At 66.0% G+C, this 20,740-nt stretch carries 19 protein-coding genes; 6 read left to right on the top strand and 13 right to left on the bottom strand.

The window, feature by feature from the left end:
• The 8 genes from AC0ZJQ_RS04175 to mreB all read right to left on the bottom strand — a co-directional run bounded on the left by AC0ZJQ_RS04175 (position 1) and on the right by mreB (position 10,889).
• A complete protein-coding gene (locus AC0ZJQ_RS04175) occupies positions 1–846 on the bottom strand; it encodes a carbon-nitrogen hydrolase family protein (RefSeq protein WP_008567321.1) in 846 nt (281 codons plus the stop codon).
• A 57-nt stretch (positions 847–903) separates the two neighbouring features.
• Positions 904–4,707 carry a YhdP family protein gene (locus tag AC0ZJQ_RS04170; RefSeq protein WP_476477365.1) on the bottom strand — a complete coding sequence of 1,268 codons (3,804 nt, stop codon included), beginning with the start codon at positions 4,705–4,707 and terminating at the stop codon, positions 904–906.
• A gap of 40 nt (positions 4,708–4,747) precedes the next feature.
• A complete protein-coding gene (rng, locus tag AC0ZJQ_RS04165; RefSeq protein WP_008567322.1) occupies positions 4,748–6,205 on the bottom strand; it encodes a ribonuclease G in 1,458 nt (485 codons plus the stop codon).
• A 93-nt stretch (positions 6,206–6,298) separates the two neighbouring features.
• The gene (locus tag AC0ZJQ_RS04160) at positions 6,299–6,889 is read right to left on the bottom strand and encodes a Maf family protein (RefSeq protein ID WP_458989311.1); all 591 of its coding nucleotides are present in this window, start codon (positions 6,887–6,889) and stop codon (positions 6,299–6,301) included.
• Positions 6,890–6,983: 94 nt separating this feature from the next.
• On the bottom strand, positions 6,984–8,054 hold the full coding sequence (locus AC0ZJQ_RS04155; RefSeq protein WP_237264497.1) for a PEGA domain-containing protein: 1,071 nt from the start codon (positions 8,052–8,054) through the stop codon (positions 6,984–6,986).
• A 210-nt stretch (positions 8,055–8,264) separates the two neighbouring features.
• Positions 8,265–8,753 carry a rod shape-determining protein MreD gene (mreD, locus tag AC0ZJQ_RS04150; RefSeq protein WP_008567325.1) on the bottom strand — a complete coding sequence of 163 codons (489 nt, stop codon included), beginning with the start codon at positions 8,751–8,753 and terminating at the stop codon, positions 8,265–8,267.
• A complete protein-coding gene (gene mreC, locus AC0ZJQ_RS04145; protein WP_391639173.1) occupies positions 8,750–9,712 on the bottom strand; it encodes a rod shape-determining protein MreC in 963 nt (320 codons plus the stop codon). Before mreC ends, mreD begins: the two co-directional genes overlap by 4 nt.
• A gap of 139 nt (positions 9,713–9,851) precedes the next feature.
• Positions 9,852–10,889: a rod shape-determining protein MreB gene (gene mreB, locus AC0ZJQ_RS04140; RefSeq protein WP_008567329.1), complete on the bottom strand. Its 1,038-nt coding sequence runs from the start codon at positions 10,887–10,889 to the stop codon at positions 9,852–9,854.
• Between the two features lie 302 nt (positions 10,890–11,191).
• Between mreB and gatC the strand changes: the two genes are divergently transcribed.
• From gatC to AC0ZJQ_RS04110, 6 genes are all read left to right on the top strand, one after another.
• Positions 11,192–11,479: an Asp-tRNA(Asn)/Glu-tRNA(Gln) amidotransferase subunit GatC gene (gene gatC, locus AC0ZJQ_RS04135; RefSeq protein WP_167136040.1), complete on the top strand. Its 288-nt coding sequence runs from the start codon at positions 11,192–11,194 to the stop codon at positions 11,477–11,479.
• Positions 11,479–12,930, top strand: coding sequence for an Asp-tRNA(Asn)/Glu-tRNA(Gln) amidotransferase subunit GatA (gene gatA / locus AC0ZJQ_RS04130; RefSeq protein ID WP_155551547.1), 1,452 nt, complete (start codon positions 11,479–11,481; stop codon positions 12,928–12,930). Before gatC ends, gatA begins: the two co-directional genes overlap by 1 nt.
• An 11-nt stretch (positions 12,931–12,941) precedes the next feature.
• A complete protein-coding gene (gene gatB / locus AC0ZJQ_RS04125) occupies positions 12,942–14,390 on the top strand; it encodes an Asp-tRNA(Asn)/Glu-tRNA(Gln) amidotransferase subunit GatB (RefSeq protein WP_167136038.1) in 1,449 nt (482 codons plus the stop codon).
• Between the two features lie 141 nt (positions 14,391–14,531).
• A complete protein-coding gene (locus tag AC0ZJQ_RS04120; RefSeq protein WP_167136035.1) occupies positions 14,532–14,930 on the top strand; it encodes a septal ring lytic transglycosylase RlpA family protein in 399 nt (132 codons plus the stop codon).
• A gap of 73 nt (positions 14,931–15,003) precedes the next feature.
• Positions 15,004–16,077 (top strand): calcium/sodium antiporter, encoded by a 1,074-nt coding sequence (locus AC0ZJQ_RS04115; RefSeq protein ID WP_476477364.1) that lies wholly within the window; start codon positions 15,004–15,006, stop codon positions 16,075–16,077.
• A 28-nt stretch (positions 16,078–16,105) separates the two neighbouring features.
• Positions 16,106–17,188, top strand: coding sequence for a calcium/sodium antiporter (locus AC0ZJQ_RS04110; protein WP_008567336.1), 1,083 nt, complete (start codon positions 16,106–16,108; stop codon positions 17,186–17,188).
• Positions 17,189–17,227: 39 nt separating this feature from the next.
• On the opposite strand, the gene AC0ZJQ_RS04105 is transcribed toward AC0ZJQ_RS04110, so the two are convergent.
• The 5 genes from AC0ZJQ_RS04105 to AC0ZJQ_RS04085 form a co-directional block, all read right to left on the bottom strand.
• Entirely contained in the window at positions 17,228–17,653 is a 426-nt protein-coding gene (locus tag AC0ZJQ_RS04105; protein ID WP_102827744.1) for a bactofilin family protein, read from the bottom strand.
• Between the two features lie 14 nt (positions 17,654–17,667).
• Positions 17,668–18,024 carry a hypothetical protein gene (locus tag AC0ZJQ_RS04100; RefSeq protein WP_167136534.1) on the bottom strand — a complete coding sequence of 119 codons (357 nt, stop codon included), beginning with the start codon at positions 18,022–18,024 and terminating at the stop codon, positions 17,668–17,670.
• Positions 18,005–18,979 carry a M23 family metallopeptidase gene (locus tag AC0ZJQ_RS04095; protein ID WP_165593998.1) on the bottom strand — a complete coding sequence of 325 codons (975 nt, stop codon included), beginning with the start codon at positions 18,977–18,979 and terminating at the stop codon, positions 18,005–18,007. The genes AC0ZJQ_RS04100 and AC0ZJQ_RS04095 overlap by 20 nt, the downstream gene beginning before the upstream one ends.
• A gap of 140 nt (positions 18,980–19,119) precedes the next feature.
• Entirely contained in the window at positions 19,120–20,061 is a 942-nt protein-coding gene (locus tag AC0ZJQ_RS04090; protein ID WP_476477363.1) for an AEC family transporter, read from the bottom strand.
• 94 nt (positions 20,062–20,155) lie between these two features.
• Positions 20,156–20,716, bottom strand: coding sequence for a response regulator transcription factor (locus AC0ZJQ_RS04085; protein WP_003287379.1), 561 nt, complete (start codon positions 20,714–20,716; stop codon positions 20,156–20,158).
• Between the last annotated feature and the right edge of the window lie 24 nt (positions 20,717–20,740).

Raw genomic sequence — 20,740 nt, 5'->3', positions numbered from 1 at the left:
TCACTCCAAACTCGCCGCGACCAGGCGCGGCACTTCAAATCGTCGGTGGCCGGTCAGCGGCATGCGCTGGCGGATGGCCAATTGCTCCGCGGCATCGCGCCGGGCCGTCAAGGCAGCCTCGCCATCGGCCTGCTCGCACAGGATGCGCCCCCACGGGTCAACGATAGACGAATGACCGTGGGTCAGGCGGCCGCCGGGATGAGCACCACCCTGCGCCGCGGCCAGCATATAGCACTGCGTCTCGATGGCCCGCGCACGTACCAGCGTTTGCCAGTGCGCCGCGCCGGTCACTGCGGTGAACGCCGAGGGCACGCTGACCAGCTCGGCGCCGGCCAGCCGCAGCGCCGTATACAGCTCGGGAAAGCGCAGGTCGTAACAGACTGTCATCCCCAGCCGCCCGAGCGGCGTATCGACCACTACCAGCCCATCGCCCGACGCGTAGTCGTCCGACTCACGGTAGCGACCGCGATTATCCGGGACGTCCACATCGAACAGGTGCAGCTTGTCGTAACGTGCAACCCGTTGCCCATGCTCGTCGAACAACAGCGAACAGGCGTGTGGCCGGGCCTGCGGCTGATCGTCCGGCGGCAACGGCAGTGTTCCAGCCACAATCCATAACCTGAGGTCGCGCGCGGTCTGTTTCAACCACGGCAGGATCGGCCCCTCGCCTGCCGCCTCGGCACGGCCGAGCGCCGGCAGATCGCTACGGCCCATCGCCGCGAAGTTTTCCGGCAGCACCGCCAGCCGCGCGCCGGCTGCTGCGGCCTGTTCGAGCAGAACCCGCGCGCTGAGCAGGTTGGCCTCGACATCGGCCTGGCTGACCATCTGAATGACTGCGAGCGACATGGCAGGTACACCGATCATGCGGAGAAGAACCGGCGGCGACGCTAACGCGCCGCCACCTCAATTGGGCTTTTCGAAGGGCTTGTCGAAGCTGATCTGCGGCGACTGCCAGGGACCCTCGACGTTGTACTGAACGCTGGCGAACCGGGCAACCTTGTCGCCCAGCAGCTTGTCGACCACGAACAACGCGCCGCCGACCGCCGGCGCGCCGACGATCAACGCCGCCAGCGGCAGGTTGTTGCTCACCGGCAGCGTGACCAGCAGCTTCGCATCGATGCGGTCATTCACCATATCCAGCGTGCCATTGAGTTCGAGATTGCTCGATGGCCCGGTCACGGTTATCGGCTCGCGGGTGCGGTAGATTCCGTCGCTGGCCTGCAGCTCGCCGCCCATGCGGTCGTAACTCAACCCCTTGCCGAACAGATCGGAGAAATCCAGGCGCAGCCGCCGACCGATCGAGTTGAAGTTGAGCAGACCGAACACCCGCAACGCCTGCGCGCTCCCTTCGACTTCGACGAACTGGCCCTTGCGCAGCCGCGGCTGCATATTGCCGGAGAAGCGCGCCAGGCCGAACCAGGCCGGCGAGCCCGGCCAGCTGCCATCGACATCCATGCGGAAGCGCTCGCTGGTGGTCGAGGGAGCAAAGCCCCACGCCAACAGCACATCCGCCAGATTGCCCCCGGACAGTCGCCCCTTGAACGCGCTGCGCCCCGCACGCCACTCGCCGGCGCCCTCAATGCGCAATCCTTTCAGATTCAGATCCAACGCCGAGAACGCCACGCCATTGGCTACCGGGCGCATCTTCAGCGCCCAGCGGCCCAGCGGCGCCTCGCCCTGCACCACCTCGGCGACGGTGATGTCCATCGCCGGCAGACGCGTCGGATCGACATCGGCCAGCGGATCGCTACGCTGCGCCGGCTCGACAGTCGGTTCGGCGGCAGGCAGGCGCAGACGCTGCAGATCTGCCACGAGCGGCGCACCCTCGCCATCCGGCAGCTGCACCGTCCCGTTGATCAGATCGCTGCGCAGGTTGAGCGTCCAGGCATCGGTCGCTCGGCGCAGTTCGACACCCAGCGCGTCGATATGCGTGCCGAAGCCATCGAAACGGCCGATATCCAGCTGTGCTTCGCGCAGCAGGGGAACCGTCGTCGAGCCACCGGCGGCCGGCAGATAGCGCTCGCGCACGCTTTGCCACGCCTGCCAGTCGAGCTGCTCCAGCCGCCCGCGCACGCGCAGACCGCGCGCCGTCGGCAGTGCCGCCGCGCCGGCGCCGAGTCGCAATTCACCACGACCGGCCTGCCAGTCAGCCGCCGGCGCCGCGAAGTTCAGGGAGGCGAGTTCGCCATGCTGCACGGCGTAGCGCCGCTCGGCGCCCTGCAGCGTCATACGCAAGGTAGTGTCGCGCCGCTCGCCAGCCGGCTTGCCGAAGGGTGCCGGCAGCTCGATGGCCAACCCGGCCAGCGAAGAGTCGAGTTGCAGGCGGCTATCCGCGCCGGCCAGATCCAGACGCAGCTGATAGGGCAGTTCGCCGCTGGCCGGCAGCGGCTGCTGCAGCCCCAGCCAGGTTGCCAGACGCTGCAGAGCGATATCGCCCTGCGCTTCGATCCGCGTTGCCGGATTACGCCGGTCGCCGGTCGCCACGGCACTGCCCCGGACCGGCCGCCCGAACAGCTGCGCGCGGATGTCGCGGGCGCTGAAGCCGGCATCGGTGTCATAGCGGAACTGACCGGAGAGCTGAGCGAAGTCCAGCTCCGGGCTGGCGATGTGCAGCGTCGCCGCGCGGCTGGCGAAATCAACCAGGACGTGCGGCGGCTCGCCCTTGGCCAGCGGGATCAGCAGCGCCAGCGAGCCGTCCAGCTCACCCTCACCCTGCCAGCCGGCGAAAATCTCGGCGGCACCGAGCGGCGCCTCGCGCAGGATCTTCAGTCCGTCACCGACACTGCTCTGCAACTGTCCGTTGATCGCCAGACGCGGCTTCTGTCCGGGAGCGGCGTGCGGAATTTCCGCCGTGGCGTTCTGCACGCGGCTGTCGAGAATGCGGCCCTCGGCGAGCCGCACGCGCACGCCACTGTCCTCGATCAGCACTTCGCCGCGCCCTTCGCGCAGCGCCGGCCAGCCAGGCTGGTAGGCCAGCTCGGCATCGCGCACCTTGAAATACAGGCTGATGCTGCGCGCACCATCGACGGCGTCCTTGTGCAGACTGCCCTGGTACTGGAAATAGCCCTGCTCGATGGCGCCGCCGCGAATCGCCGTGTGCAGCCATTCGCTGAGCGCCGGACTCAGCGCTGGCGAGCGGGTCGGCAGGTATTTTTCCGTGTAGCGCGCATCGCCCTGCGTGAGGCCGACGCGCAGGTCCATGTAATCCTCGATGGCCGGGTCGCGATTCAGGCGGATGAGGAAGTCACCGGCCAGCTGGCCTTCCTCACCGTCCAGCCGCAGATAGGGCGCGACCAGGGTGAAGGCCTGCTCATCCAGGCTCCAACGCAGCCGCCCCTGCGCCTGACGGTAACGCCAGGGCTGGGGAAACAGCGGCGCCAGATGCAGGGCGAAATCCTGGCTGTCGATGCGCAACTCGCCGCCGGCGAGATCGCCCTGAATGCTGCCGCTGACCTGCTCGGCGGCGGGAATCCAGTGGTGCGCGCCGATCGTCACCTGATCGAGCTGCGCGGCGAACTGCAGTCGCTCGGCGCCGGTCAATCCGGGGCGATAGGTGGCCTGCAGCGCACGCAACGTGCCGCGTGGCGCGAGGTCGGCGAGAATCTCCGCGGCGCTTTCCGGCAATGGCGCCAGCGCCTGCGTCAGGGTCGCCAGCGGCGCGATTCCCAGGCGATCGGCCTGCAGCTGCCAACCGTTGCTGTGTTCGTCGTGCTCGATGAGCAGGCGCGCCTCGCCCCAACGCGATTCACCCAGGTTGAAGCCGAGCTCATCGATCAGCAGCCGATAGCCACGCGCGGTGCGCTCGGCATAGGCGGTCAAGGCCAGATCATCGAGGTTTTGCACCGGGTGTTTGCCATAGGCCGCTTCGACCCGCGGCGCATCGAGGCGCAGCACCGCTCGCGCGAGGCGCTCCTGCCGCCAGCTGAGCCAGGCCTCGCCACCCGCCTGCACGCGGTCGAGCCGCCAGTCGGCGGTCAGCTTCTTCGGCAGCCAGGCCGCCCAGTCGCTCTGCGGCAGGCTCAGATAAACGTCGACCGCTGCCTGCTGCCAGCGCTCGGGCTGCAGCTGCGCCCGAACCTGCAGCGCCAGCGGCTGACCATCGGGCAATACGGTGCGTCCGTCCAGGCGCAGGTCACCGCCATCGTTCTGCAGGCTGAGATTGGCGTAAGTCAGCGTCAGTGGCGTCTCGCCAAAGGGTTCCACGGTCAGCTGGCTGTCGACCAGCACCAGCGCGCGAATCTTCTGCAGCGAGCGCAGGAGCTTGGCGGGATCGGTGGGCGGCTGCTTGTCCCGCGCCGGCAGTCCTTCGACTCGCCAACGGCCATCGGCATCCTGCGTCAGACTGAGGCGCACACCCTCGAAACGCAGCGCCGCCAGACGCAACTCACGCGCCCACAGGCTGCCCGCGATATCCGGCACCACCACCAGCCGCTCCAGGTGCATCGCCGCCGCGCCCTCGCCCAGCAGCACATCGTGCGCAAGCAGCTGTGGCGCCAGCCCTTGCCAGCGCCCTTCGAGGCGCCCCAGCTGGACCGGCATCGCCAGCAGCTCGGTGGCCTTGTCTTGCGCCTGCAGATGATACTCGGCGACCAGCGGCACCAGTTGCCGGCCCAGGCTGACATACAGCGCCGCGACGACCAGCCCCAACGCCGCAATCGACAGCGACTGGCGCAGCAGCACGGCGAGGAAACGGGCGAGGCGGTTCATCGGGCAGCGCTCCGCGGCTCAGGCCTGGGGTGCATTCGGCTCAGAGCAGCACCACGTCGTACTGTTCCTGCGAATACATACTCTCGACCTGGAACTTGATCGAGCGGCCGATGAAGCTCTCCAGATCGGCGACGTTGCCCGACTCCTCGTCGAGCAGCCGGTCGATGACCTTCTGGTTGGCCAGCACCCGATAACCCTCCGGCTGGTAGGCACGGGCCTCACGCAGGATCTCGCGAAAGATCTCGTAGCAGACGGTTTCCGGGGTCTTCAGCTTGCCGCGCCCCTGACAGCTGGCGCAGGGTTCGCAGAGCACCTGCTCGAGGCTTTCGCGGGTACGCTTTCGGGTCATCTGCACCAGGCCCAGTTCGGTGATGCCGATGATGTTGGTCTTGGCATGGTCGCGTTCGAGCTGCTTTTCCAGGGTGCGCAGCACCTGGCGACGATGCTCCTCGTCTTCCATGTCGATGAAATCGATGATGATGATGCCGCCGATGTTGCGCAGGCGCAGCTGGCGGGCGATCGCCGTGGCGGACTCCAGATTGGTCTTGAAGATGGTTTCTTCCAGCGTGCGATGACCGACGAAGGCGCCGGTATTGACGTCGATGGTGGTCATCGCCTCGGCCGGATCGATGATCAGGTAGCCGCCGGACTTGAGCATCACCTTGCGTTCCAGCGCCTTCTGGATCTCATCCTCGACGCCGTAGAGGTCGAAGATCGGCCGTTCCCCCGGGTAGTGTTCGAGGCGATCGCGCAGCTCGGGCATCAGCTCGCCGACGAACTGGCTGACCTTCTGGAAGTTCTCCCGCGAGTCGATGCGGATCTTCTCGATGCGCGGGTTGACCAGATCGCGCAGCGTGCGCATCGCCAGGGTCAGGTCTTCGTAGATCAGCGAAGGCGCGGCAGCGGTCTTCATCTGCCCGGCGATCTGTTCCCACAGCCGGCGCAAATAGCGGATATCCATGAGAATCTCGTCGCGCCCGGCCCCCTCGGCCGCCGTGCGCAGGATGAATCCGCCGGCCTCCTCGATCCCTTCGGCGGCGACGCACTCGGCGACGATCTGCTTGAGTCGCTCGCGCTCGGCCTCCTCCTCGATCCGCAGGGAAATGCCGACGTGGCTGGTGCGCGGCATGTAGACCAGATAGCGCGATGGTATCGACAGCTGCGTGGTCAGCCGCGCGCCCTTGGTGCCGATCGGGTCCTTGGTGACTTGCACCACCAGACTCTGGCCGTCGTGCACCAGCGCACTGATCGGCTCGACGGCGTTGCCTTCGCGCGCGGAAATCTCCGAGGCGTGGATGAACGCCGCGCGATCCAGGCCGATGTCGACGAACGCCGCCTGCATGCCCGGCAGCACCCGCACCACCTTGCCCTTGTAGATGTTGCCGACAATGCCGCGGCGCTGGGTGCGCTCGACGTGCACCTCCTGCAGGACGCCGTTCTCCACCACCGCCACCCGTGACTCCATGGGGGTGATGTTCATCAGGATCTCTTCGCTCATTGTCGTTTTTCTCGGCCGAAAAGCGGATTTGAAGCAGCCACAGCTGTCAGGTCTGCGCCGATTCTAGCGAGATAAACGCCGCAGCCACAGGCTCTAACCGGCGCTTTTGCTCCAGCGCGGCAATCCGAAGCGGTCGAGCAGCTGCGCCGTTTCGCACAATGGTAGGCCGACCACCGCCGAATAGCTGCCGCGCAACTGGTTGGCGAACACCGCCCCCCAACCTTGAATCGCGTAGCCGCCCGCCTTGTCTTGCGGCTCGCCGCTGTCCCAGTAGGCTTGCGCCTCGGTCGCATCGATGGCGCGGAACTCGACTTCGCTGTCGACCAGGCACACCTCGCAGGCGCCGCGGTTCGCCAGCACGATGGCGGTCAACACCCGATGGCTGCGCCCGGACAGCGCCGCCAGCATGGCCAGGCCTTCGGCCCGATCCGCCGGCTTGCCGAGAATGCGCTGATCCAGCACCACGCTGGTATCGGCGGCAAGCACGCAGGCATCCGCGTCAGGCAGGACAGCAAGTCCGGCGCGGGCCTTGTCCAGCGCCACGCGCCGGACGTAGTCCTCGGCCGTCTCGTGCGGCAACGGCGTCTCGTCGACGCTCACCGCCAGGAGGGAAAACGGCACACCGATCTGTTGCAGGAGTTCACGACGTCGCGGCGACGCCGATGCGAGATACAAGCTGCTCATTGCGGACCCTGTCGAGAAATGCAGGAAAGGGTCGCACACGCGCTGGTTGCAGGGAAGCAAATGGCCCGGCCGGAATCGGCCGGGCGCGCGGAAATCAGAAGCGGAAATTGACCACGCGATCGTCGTCCAGCGACAACTTGCGCGTCTGAGTGACGCCTTCGTGCGTCACCTGCACATCGTACTCGCCGCTCTCGAGGATCAACGACACCGGCGTCGCGCCGTGAACCTGATCGTTGATACGCACCTGATCGTTGAAGCGGTTGCTGCGCACGATCAGCGAATAGCTGCGCGCATCGCACAGTTCGCTGCTCACGCCGAGGATGGCGCAGGGCATCACCTTCTTCGGCTTGATCGCCGCCTCGATGATCACTTCAGCGCTGACCGTGCCATCCAGGTTCATGCTCGCTTCGGAGAAATCTGCCCGGGCGCGATAGGAATACCAGTTCGGGTCGAGCTGCAGGCTGTCGATCTCGTCGCGCAGCTCCTCACTCAACACGCGCTGGTAACGCTCCTGCACCCACTGCGACATGCGGCTGTCGTTGCGATGCTCGGCCAGGCAGGCCGCCATGCTCTTGCTGGTCGAACAGCGGAACGACACCGTCTCGTTGAAATGCAGGGTACGCTCCAGGCGTCTGGCGATGGCCTGAACCTTCTTGGCGTTGCGCTCGCGCGCCTCGGATGCCAGCAGTGCGGTCAATCGCTCCACTTCACGGGTGAGCTGCGCATATTTCAGATGCTGCCGTCCCAGCTCCTCTTCGGCCGCCTGCACGCGCTGCCGCGCGGCCTGCTCGGCCTCGCTGCCGCGTCGGTAGTCGGCAAGCAGTCCGTCCAGGCGCTCCTGGCCGGCTGGTTGCTTGAGGAAATCTTCGATCTCCTGGTGGATCAGCGACTTGGCGCTGGCAAGCTGCAGCAGGGCGGAATCCAGCGAGCCCTTCTCGCTACGAAGCCGCTCCTGCAGCTGCAGCCTCTCCTGCCCGGCCGTCTCCAGTTCACGCTGCTTGCGATTCAGTTGCTCCTCGCGCGACATCTCGGCCGGCACCGTACCGACAGATGACTGTACGGAGACGCCCGTCGCAGTCGGCGCGGCGCTTTCGGCCTGGCTATAGCCACCCCCGACCAGCAGCAGGATCGCCAGGGCGCCGCCACCCGCCAGCCACGACCGCATTCTGCGGGAACTCACCAAAACCTCAGCATCCATAGCCACTCGCCCGCGTTCTGTCTGCGCCGTATCGAAATAGCTCTGGACCACACGCAAAAAATGATGGCCCAGCGCCATGAAGGCCGCATGATTTCAGAAAAGCAGGCAGGGTTCAATGCGGGCCTTGGTCGAACACCATGCCCGACTGCCGCGGCGGCGGGAGGTCCTGTGGTGGACTCAGTTGACGTCGAAACGACGACGCAGCCAATGCAGCACGACGAAAATCCACGGCCAGAGCAAGGCGCTGATTGGCACCGGCACGAGGAAGATGAGCGTCGGCGGCCGGTTGCCGGTCAGGGTGTTGAGCCACAGCTGCACCAGCTGCGCCAACCCGAGAACGACCAGCAACACCATGCTCTGCTGCCATAGCGGGAACATACGCAGACGCTGCTGCAGGCTCAGCACGAGGAAGGCAATCAGGATCAGCGGCAGGCCGTTCTGTCCGAGCAGTGTGCCGGCCAGCACATCCAGCATCAGGCCAAAGACGAACGCCAGCCCCATACCACCACGATGCGGCAAGGCCAGCGACCAGAAGGCAATCACCAGGCCGAGCCAAAGCGGCCGGGCCAGCTCGGTGCTCGCCGGCATCGGTGCGATGCTGAGCAGCAGGGCCACCAGCAGTGACAACCAGATTACCCAGCCATTGTGCGCACGCCCGGCAATCATGGTCGCACCTCGCCGGCGCTCGGTTCCGCTGGCACGGCAGGCTGGCTGTCGCCGGCCGGTATGGTTTGCGCTTTCACCTCAGGCTGATCGGCAGTCTTCTCGGCACGCTCGGCCGCCTGACGATCGGCGCTGGCCTGCGCCTCGGCGGCCGCAGCGGCGCGTTCTTCGGGGCTGCGCGAGTCACTGAAAACCAGCAACAGATAGCGGCTGCGATTGAGCATGGCGGTGGGCACCGCGCGGACGATGGCGAACGGCTGCCCCGAGTCGCGCACCACTTCCTTCACCTGCGCCACCGGATAGCCGCTGGGGAAGCGCTGGCCGAGGCCGGAACTGACCAGCAGATCACCTTCCTTTATATCCGCCGTTTCGGCGACATGGCGCAGCTCCAGGTACTCCGAATCGCCGGTGCCGGCGGCGATCGCGCGCAGGCCGTTGCGATTCACCTGCACCGGAATGCTATGCGTAACGTCGGTCAGCAGCAGTACGCGTGCCGCATACGGCATCACTTCCACCACCTGCCCCATCAGGCCATTGGCATCGAGTACCGGTTGGCCGACGAAGACACCATCCTGGCTGCCCTTGTCGATCAGAATTCGGTGGGTGAACGGATTGGGGTCCAGGCCGATCAGCTCGGCGACAATCACCCGGTCATCGACCAGCGCCGCGGAATTGAGCAACTCGCGCAGCCGCACGTTCTGCTCGGTGAGTGTCGCCAGCTTCTGCAGGCGGCGTTGCAGCAACAGCGCCTCGGCCTTGAGCTTCTCGTTCTCCGCGACCAGGCTGCTGCTGCTGCTGATCTGCTCGGTAGCGCCCTTCCAGGCGCGCACCGGCAGGTCAGCCAGCCAGTAGAACGGGGTCAGTACCAGCCCCATCTGGCTACGCACAGGTTTGAGGGAATCGAAACGTGCATCCACCACCATCAGCGCGACACAGAGCACGGCGAACACCAGAAGGCGCACGCCGAGCGAAGGTCCCTTGGCAAATAGCGGTTTGATCGTGAAGCCCTCGAAACTGCCTGCTACAAACTGAACGCGGCGAGCCGAAAGCAGAGTCGCGCTCGGCCTTCGGTTCGCCGCATCGGTTACTGCCGCCTGTGCCTCACTCGGTGGAGAGCAGGTCCATGGCGTGACGATCCATCATTTCCAGCGCACGACCGCCGCCACGCGCCACGCAGGTCAGCGGCTCCTCGGCGACGATTACCGGCAGGCCGGTTTCCTGCGACAACAGCTTGTCGAGATCACGCAGTAGCGCACCGCCACCGGTCAGCACCAGGCCACGCTCGGCGATATCGGAAGCCAGTTCCGGCGGCGACTGTTCCAGCGCGCTCTTGACCGCCTGGACGATGGTCGCCAGCGACTCCTGCAGCGCCTCGAGCACTTCGTTGGAGTTCAGGGTGAAGCTGCGCGGTACGCCCTCGGCCAGGTTGCGGCCACGGACGTCGACCTCGCGGATCTCGCCGCCCGGGAAGGCGGTACCGATTTCCTGCTTGATGCGCTCCGCGGTCGATTCGCCGATCAGGCTGCCGTAGTTGCGGCGTACGTAAGTGACGATGGCCTCGTCGAAGCGATCGCCGCCGACCCGTACCGATTCGGCGTAAACCACGCCGTTGAGGGAGATCAGCGCGATCTCGGTGGTACCACCACCGATGTCGACGACCATCGAGCCACGTGCCTCGTCCACCGGCAGGCCGGCGCCGATCGCAGCCGCCATCGGCTCCTCGATCAGGAAGACTTCGCGCGCGCCGGCGCCCAGCGCAGACTCGCGGATCGCCCGGCGCTCGACCTGGGTCGACTTGCACGGCACGCAGATCAGCACGCGCGGGCTGGGCTGCAGGAAGCTGTTCTCGTGCACCTTGTTGATGAAGTACTGCAGCATCTTCTCGCAGACGCTGAAATCGGCGATCACGCCATCCTTCATTGGCCGGATCGCGGAAATGTTGCCCGGGGTACGGCCGAGCATGCGCTTGGCCTCGGTGCCTACGGCCACCACGCTCTTCTGGTTGCCGTGGCTGCGGATGGCGACTACCGAGGGCTCGTCGAGAACGATGCCGCGATCGCGCACATAGATGAGGGTATTGGCAGTGCCCAGGTCGATCGACAGATCACTGGAAAACATGCCACGCAGTTTCTTGAACATTGGGAAAGGGCCCTGGGGCAAACGCGTGGGGAAAAAAGTGCCGCAAACTCTAACAATGGTGCCAAGTTAGGGCAAGGCGCGAATCCGCCCCACAGCCGCCAGACGTGCGCCATTGCGCGCAATCGTCAGGCCATCGTCGCCACGCCAGGCGCTGCAGACGCGCTACCGGGAAGCGCCCCGTGCATGTAAGATCATCCGCTTTTCCGGGCTCGAAGCCCCCTCTTGCCGCGGCTCATGCCGCCAGCGTTCCGTCGGCCGACCGACGGATGGCAACCCGATTCGTTTTCCGCTGGAGACCTGCGATGGCGCTTGAACGCTGCGAAGTGGAAAAGATCGCTCACCTGGCCCGCCTGGGCCTGAATGAAAGCGATCTGCCGCGCACCACCGAGACCCTCAACAATATCCTCGGCCTGATCGACCGCATGCAGGCCGTCGACACCGCCGGCGTCGAGCCGCTGGCCCATCCGCTGGAAGCCACCCAGCGCCTGCGCGCCGATCAGGTGACCGAAACCAACCACCGCGACGAGTACCAGGCCATCGCCCCGGCTGTGGAAAACGGACTCTATCTGGTTCCCAAGGTGATCGAGTGATGCATCGACTGACTCTGGCGCAAATTGCCCGCGGCCTGGCCGCCAAGGACTTCTCTGCTGTCGAACTGAGCGACGCCCTGCTCGCGCGCATCGGCCAGCTCGACCCGCAGCTCAACAGCTTCATCACCGTCACCGCCGAGCAGGCGCGCAGCCAGGCGCAGGCAGCCGACGCACGCCGCGCCGCCGGCGAGAACGGCGCCCTGCTCGGCGCACCGATAGCGCACAAGGACCTGTTCTGCACTCAAGACGTGCTGACCACCTGCGGGTCGAAGATCCTGCACAACTTCAAGGCACCCTACGACGCCACCGTGGTCGCCAAGCTGGCCGCGGCCGGCGCGGTCAGCCTCGGCAAGCTGAACATGGATGAGTTCGCCATGGGCTCGGCCAACGAATCCAGCCATTTCGGCGCGGTGAAGAACCCTTGGGACACTTCCCGCGTGCCCGGCGGCTCCTCCGGCGGTTCGGCCGCTGCGGTGGCCGCTGGCCTGGTTCCGGCCGCGACCGGCACCGACACCGGCGGCTCGATCCGCCAGCCGGCAGCACTGACCAATCTCACCGGCATCAAGCCGACCTACGGTCGCGTCTCGCGCTGGGGCATGATCGCCTACGCCTCCAGCCTCGATCAGGGTGGCCCGCTGGCGCGTACCGCCGAAGATTGCGCACTGATGCTCGGCGCCATCGCCGGCTTCGATCCGAAGGATTCGACCTGCGTCGACGCACCGGTGGACGACTATCTGGCGACGCTGAACCAGCCGCTGGCCGGCCTGCGCATCGGCCTGCCGAAGGAATACTTCGGCGCCGGTCTGGACAGCCGTATCGCCGACGCCGTGCTGGCCGTGGTCGAGCAACTGAAGAAGCTCGGCGCCACGGTCAAGGACATCAGCCTGCCGAACCTGCAGCACGCAATTCCGGCCTACTACGTGATCGCGCCCGCCGAGGCCAGCTCCAACCTGTCGCGCTTCGACGGCGTGCGCTTCGGCTATCGCTGCGAGAATCCGGTCAACCTCGAAGACCTGTACAAACGCTCGCGCGGCGAAGGCTTCGGCGCCGAGGTGAAACGCCGCATCATGGTCGGCACCTACGCACTATCGGCCGGCTACTACGATGCCTACTACCTGAAGGCACAGAAGATCCGCCGCCTGATCAAGAACGACTTCGTCGGCGCCTTCGGCGAGGTCGACGTGATTCTCGGCCCGACCACGCCGAACCTGGCCTGGAAGCTCGGCGAGAAGAACGCCGATCCAGTCTCGGCTTACCTGGAAGATATCTACACCATCACCGCCAACCTCGCCGGCATCCCCGGCCTGTCCATGCCGGCCGGCTTCGTCGACGGTCTGCCGGTGGGCGTGCAGCTGTTGGCGCCGTACTTCCAGGAAGCGCGCCTGCTCAACGTGGCGCACCAGTACCAGCAGGTCACCGACTGGCACACCCGCACCCCGGCCGGATTCTGAGGACGATACACATGCAATGGGAAACCGTGATCGGGCTGGAAATCCACGCCCAGCTCAGCACCCAGTCGAAGATTTTCTCTGGCAGCGCTACGACCTTCGGCGCCGAGCCGAACACCCAGGCGAGCCTGGTCGACCTGGGCATGCCCGGCACCCTGCCGGTATTGAATGAACAAGCCGTGCGCATGGCGGTGAAGTTCGGCCTGGCGATCGACGCCGAACTGGGCCGCACCAACGTGTTCGCGCGCAAGAACTACTTCTACCCGGACCTGCCCAAGGGCTACCAGACCAGCCAGATGGATCATCCGGTGGTCGGCAAGGGCCACCTGGACATCACCCTGGAAGACGGCACGGTCAAGCGCGTCGGCATCACCCGCGCGCACCTGGAAGAGGACGCCGGCAAGAGCCTGCACGAAGACTTCCACGGCATGAGCGGCATCGACCTGAACCGTGCCGGCACACCGCTGCTGGAAATCGTCTCCGAGCCGGATATCCGCTCGGCCAAAGAGGCCGTGGCCTACGTCAAGGCCATCCACGCGCTGGTGCGTTACCTGGGCATCTGCGACGGCAACATGGCCGAAGGCTCGCTGCGCTGCGACTGCAACGTTTCGGTGCGCCCGAAGGGCCAGGCCGAATTCGGCACCCGCGCCGAGATCAAGAACGTCAACTCGTTCCGCTTCATCGAGAAGGCCATCAACCACGAGGTGCAGCGGCAGATCGAGCTGATCGAGGATGGCGGCAAGGTGGTGCAGGAAACCCGCCTGTACGACCCGAACAAGGACGAAACCCGTTCGATGCGCAGCAAGGAAGAAGCCAACGACTACCGCTACTTCCCCTGCCCCGACCTGCTGCCGGTGGTGCTGGAAGAGAGCTTCATCGAGCAGGTGCGCGGCGAGCTGCCGGAACTGCCGGGTGAAAAGCGTGCGCGTTTCGAGAGCCAGTTCGGCCTGTCCACCTACGACGCCTCGGTGCTCTCCGCCAGTCGCGAACTGGCCGACTACTTCGAAGCCGTGCAGCAGGTCTGTGGCGACGCCAAACTGGCGGCCAACTGGGTGATGGGCGAGCTGTCCAGCCTGCTCAACAAGGACGGTCTGGAGATCGAGCAGTCGCCGGTGTCCGCCGCGCAGCTTGGCGGTCTGATCCTGCGCATCAAGGACGACACCATCTCCGGCAAGATCGCCAAGATGGTCTTCGAAGCCCTCGCGGCCGGCGAAGGCGAGAACGCTGACGAAGTCATCGAGAAGAAAGGCCTCAAGCAGGTCACCGACAGCGGCGCCATCGAGGCGATGCTCGACGAGGTGCTGGCGGCCAACGCCGAACAGGTCGAGCAGTACCGCGCCAGCGATGAAGCCAAACGCGGCAAGATGTTCGGTTTCTTCGTCGGCCAGGCAATGAAGGCCTCCAAAGGCAAGGCCAACCCCGGCCAGGTGAACCAACTGCTGAAGAGGAAACTCGAAGGCTAAGCAGCGCGCGGCTGGCTCTCCCGGCCGGCTGCGCGCCGAGCGTCGCCCGGTCGGCCGGGTGTTCGCGGTCAGTGCGCGCGCCGCGCCAGCGTCCGGTTGCGACTGACTCGCCGGCAGAATTCTTCAAGGAACGGATCGTTCATGCACCTCGTACGCCTGCTTGCTCCGCTACTGCTGCTCGCGTTCGTCACCGGCTGCGCCGAACGGCAGCCCGCGCCGACAGCGCCGCACGCGCCGGTGGAACGTGGTTTCATCCAGCAGGGCAAGGCGTCGTACTACGCACGTATGCACCACGGTCAGCGAACCGCCAGCGGCGAACGTCACGACCAGAACGCGCTTGTCGCCGCCCATCGCTCGCTGCCGTTCGGCACGCGCGTGCAGGTGACCAACCTGGCCAACGGCCGCAAGGTCACCGTACGCATCAACGACCGTGGCCCGTTTCGCCGTGGCCGCATCATCGATCTCTCGCGCGCCGCCGCACAGCAGCTCGGCATGATCGAGCGGGGCGTGGTGGCCGTGCGGATCGAAACGGTCGAATGAACGCGCGACGCGACTCCGGGCGCTATCGCCGCGACGCCAGCACGCCGCCGTCGGCCTCTTGTACGCCACACCCATGACACTGCTCACCCTCGCCTATCTGCTTGCCGGCCTGATTCTGCTGACCTTCGGAGCCGGCAGCCTGGTTCGTGGCGCGACGCAGCTGGCGGCGCGCCTCGGCATCCCGCCGCTGGTAATCGGCCTGACCGTGGTCGCCTTCGGAACCAGCGCACCGGAAACCGCGGTCAGCCTCGAGGCGGCACTCGCCGGCAGCGGCGACATTGCGGTCGGCAACGTGATCGGCAGCAACATCGCCAACATCCTGCTGATCCTCGGACTCTGCGCACTGATCGCGCCGCTGCGGGTATCGCGCCAGCTGATCCGCCTGGACGTGCCGCTGATGCTCGGCGCCGGCCTGCTGGTCTATGCGCTGGCCTGGGACGGGCATATCGGCCGCGGCGAAGGCGCTTTGCTGCTCGCCTGTCTCGCTGTCTATACCGCACTGCACATTCGCGCCGCTCGCCGTCAGCGCCCCAGCGCCGGTCCCGATGAGTTCGCCGCGGAATTCAATGCGCAGCCCGGGGCCTGGCCCACGCAACTGCTGCGGGTGATCGTTGGCATCGGCCTGCTGGTGGCTGGTGCTCATCTGTTGATCGTCGGCGCGGTGGAGCTGGCACGCGCGTTCGGTCTTTCTGAGCTGGTGATCGGTCTGACCGTCGTCGCGGTCGGCACCTCGCTGCCGGAACTGGCGGCCTCGCTGCTGGCGGCGCTCAAGGGCGAGCGCGACATCGCGGTCGGAAATGTAGTGGGCAGCTGCATCTTCAATCTGCTGCTGGTGCTGGGCGCCAGTGCCGCGCTGGCCGGCGACGGCCTGTCGATCTCGCCGAATGCGCTGGCGTTCGATTTTCCGGTGATGCTCGCGGTATTCGTCGCCTGCCTGCCGATCTTCTTCTCCGGCTATCGCATCACTCGCTGGGATGGCCTGCTGTTCCTGGCCTACTACCTGGCCTACAGCCTGTATCTGGTGATGTTTGCTACCGGCCTTGGCAACCTCGAGCATCTGCGCGATGCCATGCTCTGGTTTGCCTTCCCCCTGACTGCCATTACGCTGGTGCTGATCGCCGTGCGCGCCTGGCGGCGGCAGCGCTAACCGTCTTCCCATCTATGGAGTGTGTTCCGTGACCCTGATGACCTTCGTCTACCTGTTCGCCGGCCTGGTGCTGCTGGTCGCCGGCGCCGAATTGCTGGTGCGCGGCGCGGCGCGGCTGGCCGCGCAGTTCGGCATTTCGCCGCTGATCATCGGCCTGACGGTGGTGGCCTTCGGCACCAGCACGCCGGAGATGGCGGTCAGCGTGCAATCGGCCGTGGCCGACCAGGGCGATATCGCGGTGGGCAACGTAATCGGCAGCAACATCTTCAACGTACTGTTCATCCTCGGCCTCTCGGCGCTGATCACGCCGATGCTGGTGTCGCGTCAGCTGATCCGTTTCGACGTGCCGATCATGATCGGCGCCAGCCTGCTGGCCTGGTTTCTGGCGATGGACGAGCAGTACGGGCGTCTGGATGGCGTGCTGCTATTCGGCGCAGTTCTGAGTTACACCGGCTTCCTGATCATCAGCAGCCTGAAGTCGCGCAACAACGAGAATCAGGAATTCGAAGACGAATACGGTCTGCATGAGCCGGCCGGACGCTTCGCCAGCCTGCGCCATCTGCTGTTCATCGCCATCGGCCTGGTGCTGCTGGTGCAGGGCTCCGGCCTGCTGGTGGACGCGGCGGTCACGCTGGCCAAGGCGCTGGGGCTGTCGGAGCTGGTAATCGGTCTGACCATCATTGCCGCCGGTACCTCGCTGCCGGAGGTCGCGACTTCGGTCATCGCCGCCATCAAGGGCGAACGCGATATCGCCGTGGGCAACGTGGTCGGCAGCAATATCTTCAACCTGCTGGCGGTGCTCGGTCTCGCCTCGCTGGTTTCGCCGACGGCCATCAGCGTCTCGAGCAACGCCATCGCCTTCGACTTCCCGGTGATGATCGCCGTGGCGGCCGCGTGCCTGCCGATCTTCTTCGCCGGCTACTGCATTCGCCGCTGGGAAGGCGCGCTGTTCTTCGCCTATTACGTGATCTACACTACCTGGCTGATCATGCACAGCACCGACGCACCGGGGCTGGCCATGTTCAGTCAGGCCATGCTGTGGTTCGTTCTGCCGCTGACCCTGATCACGCTGCTGGTGATCGGCGCTCGCGCCTGGAAGCTGCAGCGCTGAGCCTCTGCCGCCCGGCCGCTGCGGCCGGGCAGGTGCAGTTCAGCCCTCGCGCCCCTGCAGCCGCGGCAGTTCGAATATCTGCGCGGTTTCCTCCTCGTCGCTCAGAAGCTGGAGTGCTCCTTCGACCACGGCGCCGTTCTCCATGCTCAACTGGCGATAACGGATGTTGCCGCGCACCCGCGCATTGGAATGCAGCTCTAGCAGATGCTCGACCACCACGTCGCCGACCACCGTGCCGTCGATCAGCGCGTCGAAGCTGCTGACGTTGCCGTCGATCCGTCCTTCCGCGCTCAGCGCCAGCAGGCTATGGGTGCCCGGTTTGTGCAGGACATTGCCGCGCACTGTCCCACTGATCTTGAGGCCGTCCTCGAACTCCAGGTCGCCCGCCAGCGAGAGGTTGCCGCAAATCAGGCTGGAAAACTGGTCGATCACCACGCGCGGCGCCGGCTTCTTCTTGCTGAACATCAGGTACTCCAAGATCAATGGGCTTTTTTCTTCTGCTGACGGAAGAACGCCAGCTCGGTATGCAATTGCTCGATCTGCGCGGACAGCTGGGCATTGCGGCGCAGCAACTGCGCGTTGGTGGCCTGGATTTCCTGACGCTGCAAGCGGCCCTGCGCAAGCGTCGCCTGCAGCGCCTGGTTCGCCGTGGCGAGCTGCTCGACGTGCTGCGCTTGCGCGCTCCTGTCGGCGTGGCGCAACCACAGCAGCCCGGCAATCGCCGCCAGCAGGAGCAGCGGCAACCAGGGCAGGCGCCCGGGCCGGATCACCCGCGGCCGATGCTCGGCGCGCAGCAGCTCGCGGCTGGAATGCGCGCTAGTCCGCCGCCAGATCATCGTCGACACGCTGCAGTTCACCGAGGGCGAGGAAGCGCTGCGGATCGACGAAGCGCCCCTGGTGCAACACCTCGAAATGCAGGTGCGGGCCGGTGGAACGACCGGTCGAGCCGACCGCGCCGACGCGCTGCTGCGGTGTGACGATGTCGCCGGCCCGCACGTGCAATCGCGACAGGTGCGCGTAGCGTGTCACCAGCCGATTGCCGTGGTCGATTTCCACCAGTTTGCCGTAGGCGCCCCGATTACCGGCAAAGCGCACCCGACCGCCCGCTGCGGCGAACACATCGGAGCCGGCGCTCAGCGCGAAATCCACGCCGGAGTGGAACGCCAGCTGCTGCCGGAATGGATCGATCCGATTGCCATAGGCCGAACCCAGCCGCGCCGGTCCCACCGGACGACGCGAGGGGATCGTCATCAGAGCCGCGTTACGCTCGGCCACGCCCCGCATCAGTGCATCTACCACGCTACGCAGACAGCGCGCCGAGGTTTCGCTTTGCTGTAGATCGAGCAGGGGCTCGCGCTCGACTGCGGGCGTCTGGCCCTGCGCACAACCGCGCGGCGGCAGCAGCAGGCCGCCCTGAGCGCCGGCCAGCGGTGCCGGCGCAAGCACCGGCAGCAGCGCCGGATCCAGCGCCGACAGCTCGCGCTCGAGCACCCGCTGCTCGCTCAGCATCCGCTGCAGGGCGAGCACATCGGACTCCAGTGACTTCATCCGCCCGACCATTTCGCCAACCCGTGCGATGACGAAATGCCCCTCGCTGGCCGGCGTCGACTCCTCGACGCTGATCGCCGCGCGCGCTATTCCAAGCCCCTGCCCGACCCAGACGCCGCCACCAAAGATCAGCAGGCTCAAAGGCAGAGACAGCGCCAGGCACGGCGCCAGCAGTCGCCGCGGATTGACCACCCGATTGGTCTCACGCGTCAGCGAGCGGTTCGAAGGCGTAAAAAACGACATCGTGGCGTCCCCCAGAAAAACCGAGGGCGATTGGACGGCAGCGGAAGATAATTTTCTGCGCGCTGTTGGGCGATTAGCGCGATCGCCACCCACCGATGGCCGAAAAGCCGATCACGATCACAGCGTCACTCGCGGTCGCGCTAGATCCAGCCCAGCCCGCCGAGCAGGAACAGGCCGGCATTGATGCTCAAAGCGGCCATCAGGGTGGTGATGACGATGATGGTGGCCGCCAGCTGATGGTTGGCATCGACCGCGCGTGCCATCACGAAGCTCGCCGCCGCCGTTGGGCTGGCGAAATAGAGGAACAGGATGCCCAGTTCGGCGCCCCGAAACCCGCAGGCCCAGGCGCCGAGCGTGGCCAGTAGCGGCAGCCAGACCATTTTCATCAGGCTCGAACTCAGAGCGATCCCGCTACTGTCGCGTAACGCCGCCAGCGACAACGTCGCGCCAATACAGATCAGCGCCAATGGCAGCGTCATCTGCGCGAAGTATTGACCGGACGTCATCAGCCAGCCCGGCAATGCGACCCGCCAGTAGGCGAACGGAATGGCCGAAACGACCCCGATGATCAGCGGGTTGCGCGCGATGCTGATGAGAATCGCGCGCGCATCGGGCCGTGCACCTGCGCTGTAGAGCGCCAGGATCAGCGCCGACAGGCTGTTGTAGAGCAGGATCACCACGCCCGCCAGCACGCTGCCGGCGGACAGGCCGTAGTCGCCGTACAGGCTGGCTGCCAGTGCCAAGCCGACGATGCCGTTGTTACCGCGAAACGCGCCCTGCACAAAGACTCCGCGCTCCACCCGCGGACAGCGCCAGATTGCCCAACCCCAGGCCACGGCGAACGTGGCGATGGTCGCCAGCACGAAGTAGCCGAGCAAGGCCGGCTGCAGGGCGGTGTTCAGGTCGGCCTTGAGGATCGAGATGAACATCAGGGTCGGCATGGTGCCCTTGAACACCAACGCCGAGGCGGTGTTGACGAACGCTGCATCGATCCAGCCGACGCGCCGGAGCACCACGCCAAGAAACAGCATGGCGAATACCGGGGCGGTGACGCTCAGGGTCTGGACGACGACAGGGAACATGGGCGGACTCGTTGGTGAAGAGGCCGCCTATGGTAAACGCTTCCGCGTCGGGAACTGGAGCTTCGACAGCAGTGCTGCCGCGTCGCGGCCGGGTTTAACGCCGGACCGGACGCTTCTGCAGCTTGCGCTGTAAGGTACGGCGATGCATGCCGAGGGCGCGCGCCGTCGCCGAGATGTTGCCGTCATGCTCGTTGAGCACGCGCTGGATGTGTTCCCACTGCAGGCGGTCGACCGACATCGGGTTTTCCGGCACCAGACTGTCGAGATCGGCATGCTGCGACAGCAGTGCGGCCAGCACGTCGTCGGCATCGGCCGGCTTGCACAGGTAGTTGCAGGCACCGCGCTTGATCGCCTCTACCGCGGTGGCAATGCTCGAGTAACCCGTGAGGATCAGCACGCGCATCTCGGCGTCGAGTTCGAGCAGTTTGGGCAGCAGCACCAGCCCCGAATCGCCTTCCATCTTCAGGTCGAGCACGGCGTAATCCGGGATGTCCTGGCGGGCCAGTGCCAGCCCCTCGTCGGCCGAGCCAGCGATGCTCACCCGCAGGCCGCGGCGGCTCATGGCCCGGGCCATCACGCGAGTGAACGTCGGATCGTCATCTACCAGTAGCAGGTGGGGTTGTTCTTCGCCCTCGTGCTGCAACTCGTCGGTCATGTATGCATTCCTCGCAATGGGGTC

This window comes from Stutzerimonas sp. 21-1, from assembly GCF_056336065.1.
The sequence above is the reverse complement of the archived record's forward strand: the minus strand, read 5'-3'. Positions and strand labels throughout refer to the sequence as shown.

What these genes read in the sequence shown, in the direction of transcription:
- AC0ZJQ_RS04170 (WP_476477365.1), bottom strand. Translation starts at nt 4,707, where the DNA reads ATGAACCGCCTCGCCCGTTTCCTCGCCGTGCTGCTGCGCCAGTCGCTG.
- AC0ZJQ_RS04115 (WP_476477364.1), top strand. Translation starts at nt 15,004, where the DNA reads ATGACACTGCTCACCCTCGCCTATCTGCTTGCCGGCCTGATTCTGCTG.
- AC0ZJQ_RS04175 (WP_008567321.1), bottom strand. Translation starts at nt 846, where the DNA reads ATGTCGCTCGCAGTCATTCAGATGGTCAGCCAGGCCGATGTCGAGGCC.
- mreD (WP_008567325.1), bottom strand. Translation starts at nt 8,753, where the DNA reads ATGATTGCCGGGCGTGCGCACAATGGCTGGGTAATCTGGTTGTCACTG.
- rng (WP_008567322.1), bottom strand. Translation starts at nt 6,205, where the DNA reads ATGAGCGAAGAGATCCTGATGAACATCACCCCCATGGAGTCACGGGTG.
- gatB (WP_167136038.1), top strand. Translation starts at nt 12,942, where the DNA reads ATGCAATGGGAAACCGTGATCGGGCTGGAAATCCACGCCCAGCTCAGC.
- AC0ZJQ_RS04120 (WP_167136035.1), top strand. Translation starts at nt 14,532, where the DNA reads ATGCACCTCGTACGCCTGCTTGCTCCGCTACTGCTGCTCGCGTTCGTC.
- AC0ZJQ_RS04160 (WP_458989311.1), bottom strand. Translation starts at nt 6,889, where the DNA reads ATGAGCAGCTTGTATCTCGCATCGGCGTCGCCGCGACGTCGTGAACTC.
- AC0ZJQ_RS04100 (WP_167136534.1), bottom strand. Translation starts at nt 18,024, where the DNA reads ATGATCTGGCGGCGGACTAGCGCGCATTCCAGCCGCGAGCTGCTGCGC.
- gatC (WP_167136040.1), top strand. Translation starts at nt 11,192, where the DNA reads ATGGCGCTTGAACGCTGCGAAGTGGAAAAGATCGCTCACCTGGCCCGC.
- gatA (WP_155551547.1), top strand. Translation starts at nt 11,479, where the DNA reads ATGCATCGACTGACTCTGGCGCAAATTGCCCGCGGCCTGGCCGCCAAG.
- mreB (WP_008567329.1), bottom strand. Translation starts at nt 10,889, where the DNA reads ATGTTCAAGAAACTGCGTGGCATGTTTTCCAGTGATCTGTCGATCGAC.
- AC0ZJQ_RS04085 (WP_003287379.1), bottom strand. Translation starts at nt 20,716, where the DNA reads ATGACCGACGAGTTGCAGCACGAGGGCGAAGAACAACCCCACCTGCTA.
- AC0ZJQ_RS04105 (WP_102827744.1), bottom strand. Translation starts at nt 17,653, where the DNA reads ATGTTCAGCAAGAAGAAGCCGGCGCCGCGCGTGGTGATCGACCAGTTT.
- AC0ZJQ_RS04155 (WP_237264497.1), bottom strand. Translation starts at nt 8,054, where the DNA reads ATGCGGTCGTGGCTGGCGGGTGGCGGCGCCCTGGCGATCCTGCTGCTG.
- AC0ZJQ_RS04095 (WP_165593998.1), bottom strand. Translation starts at nt 18,979, where the DNA reads ATGTCGTTTTTTACGCCTTCGAACCGCTCGCTGACGCGTGAGACCAAT.
- AC0ZJQ_RS04090 (WP_476477363.1), bottom strand. Translation starts at nt 20,061, where the DNA reads ATGTTCCCTGTCGTCGTCCAGACCCTGAGCGTCACCGCCCCGGTATTC.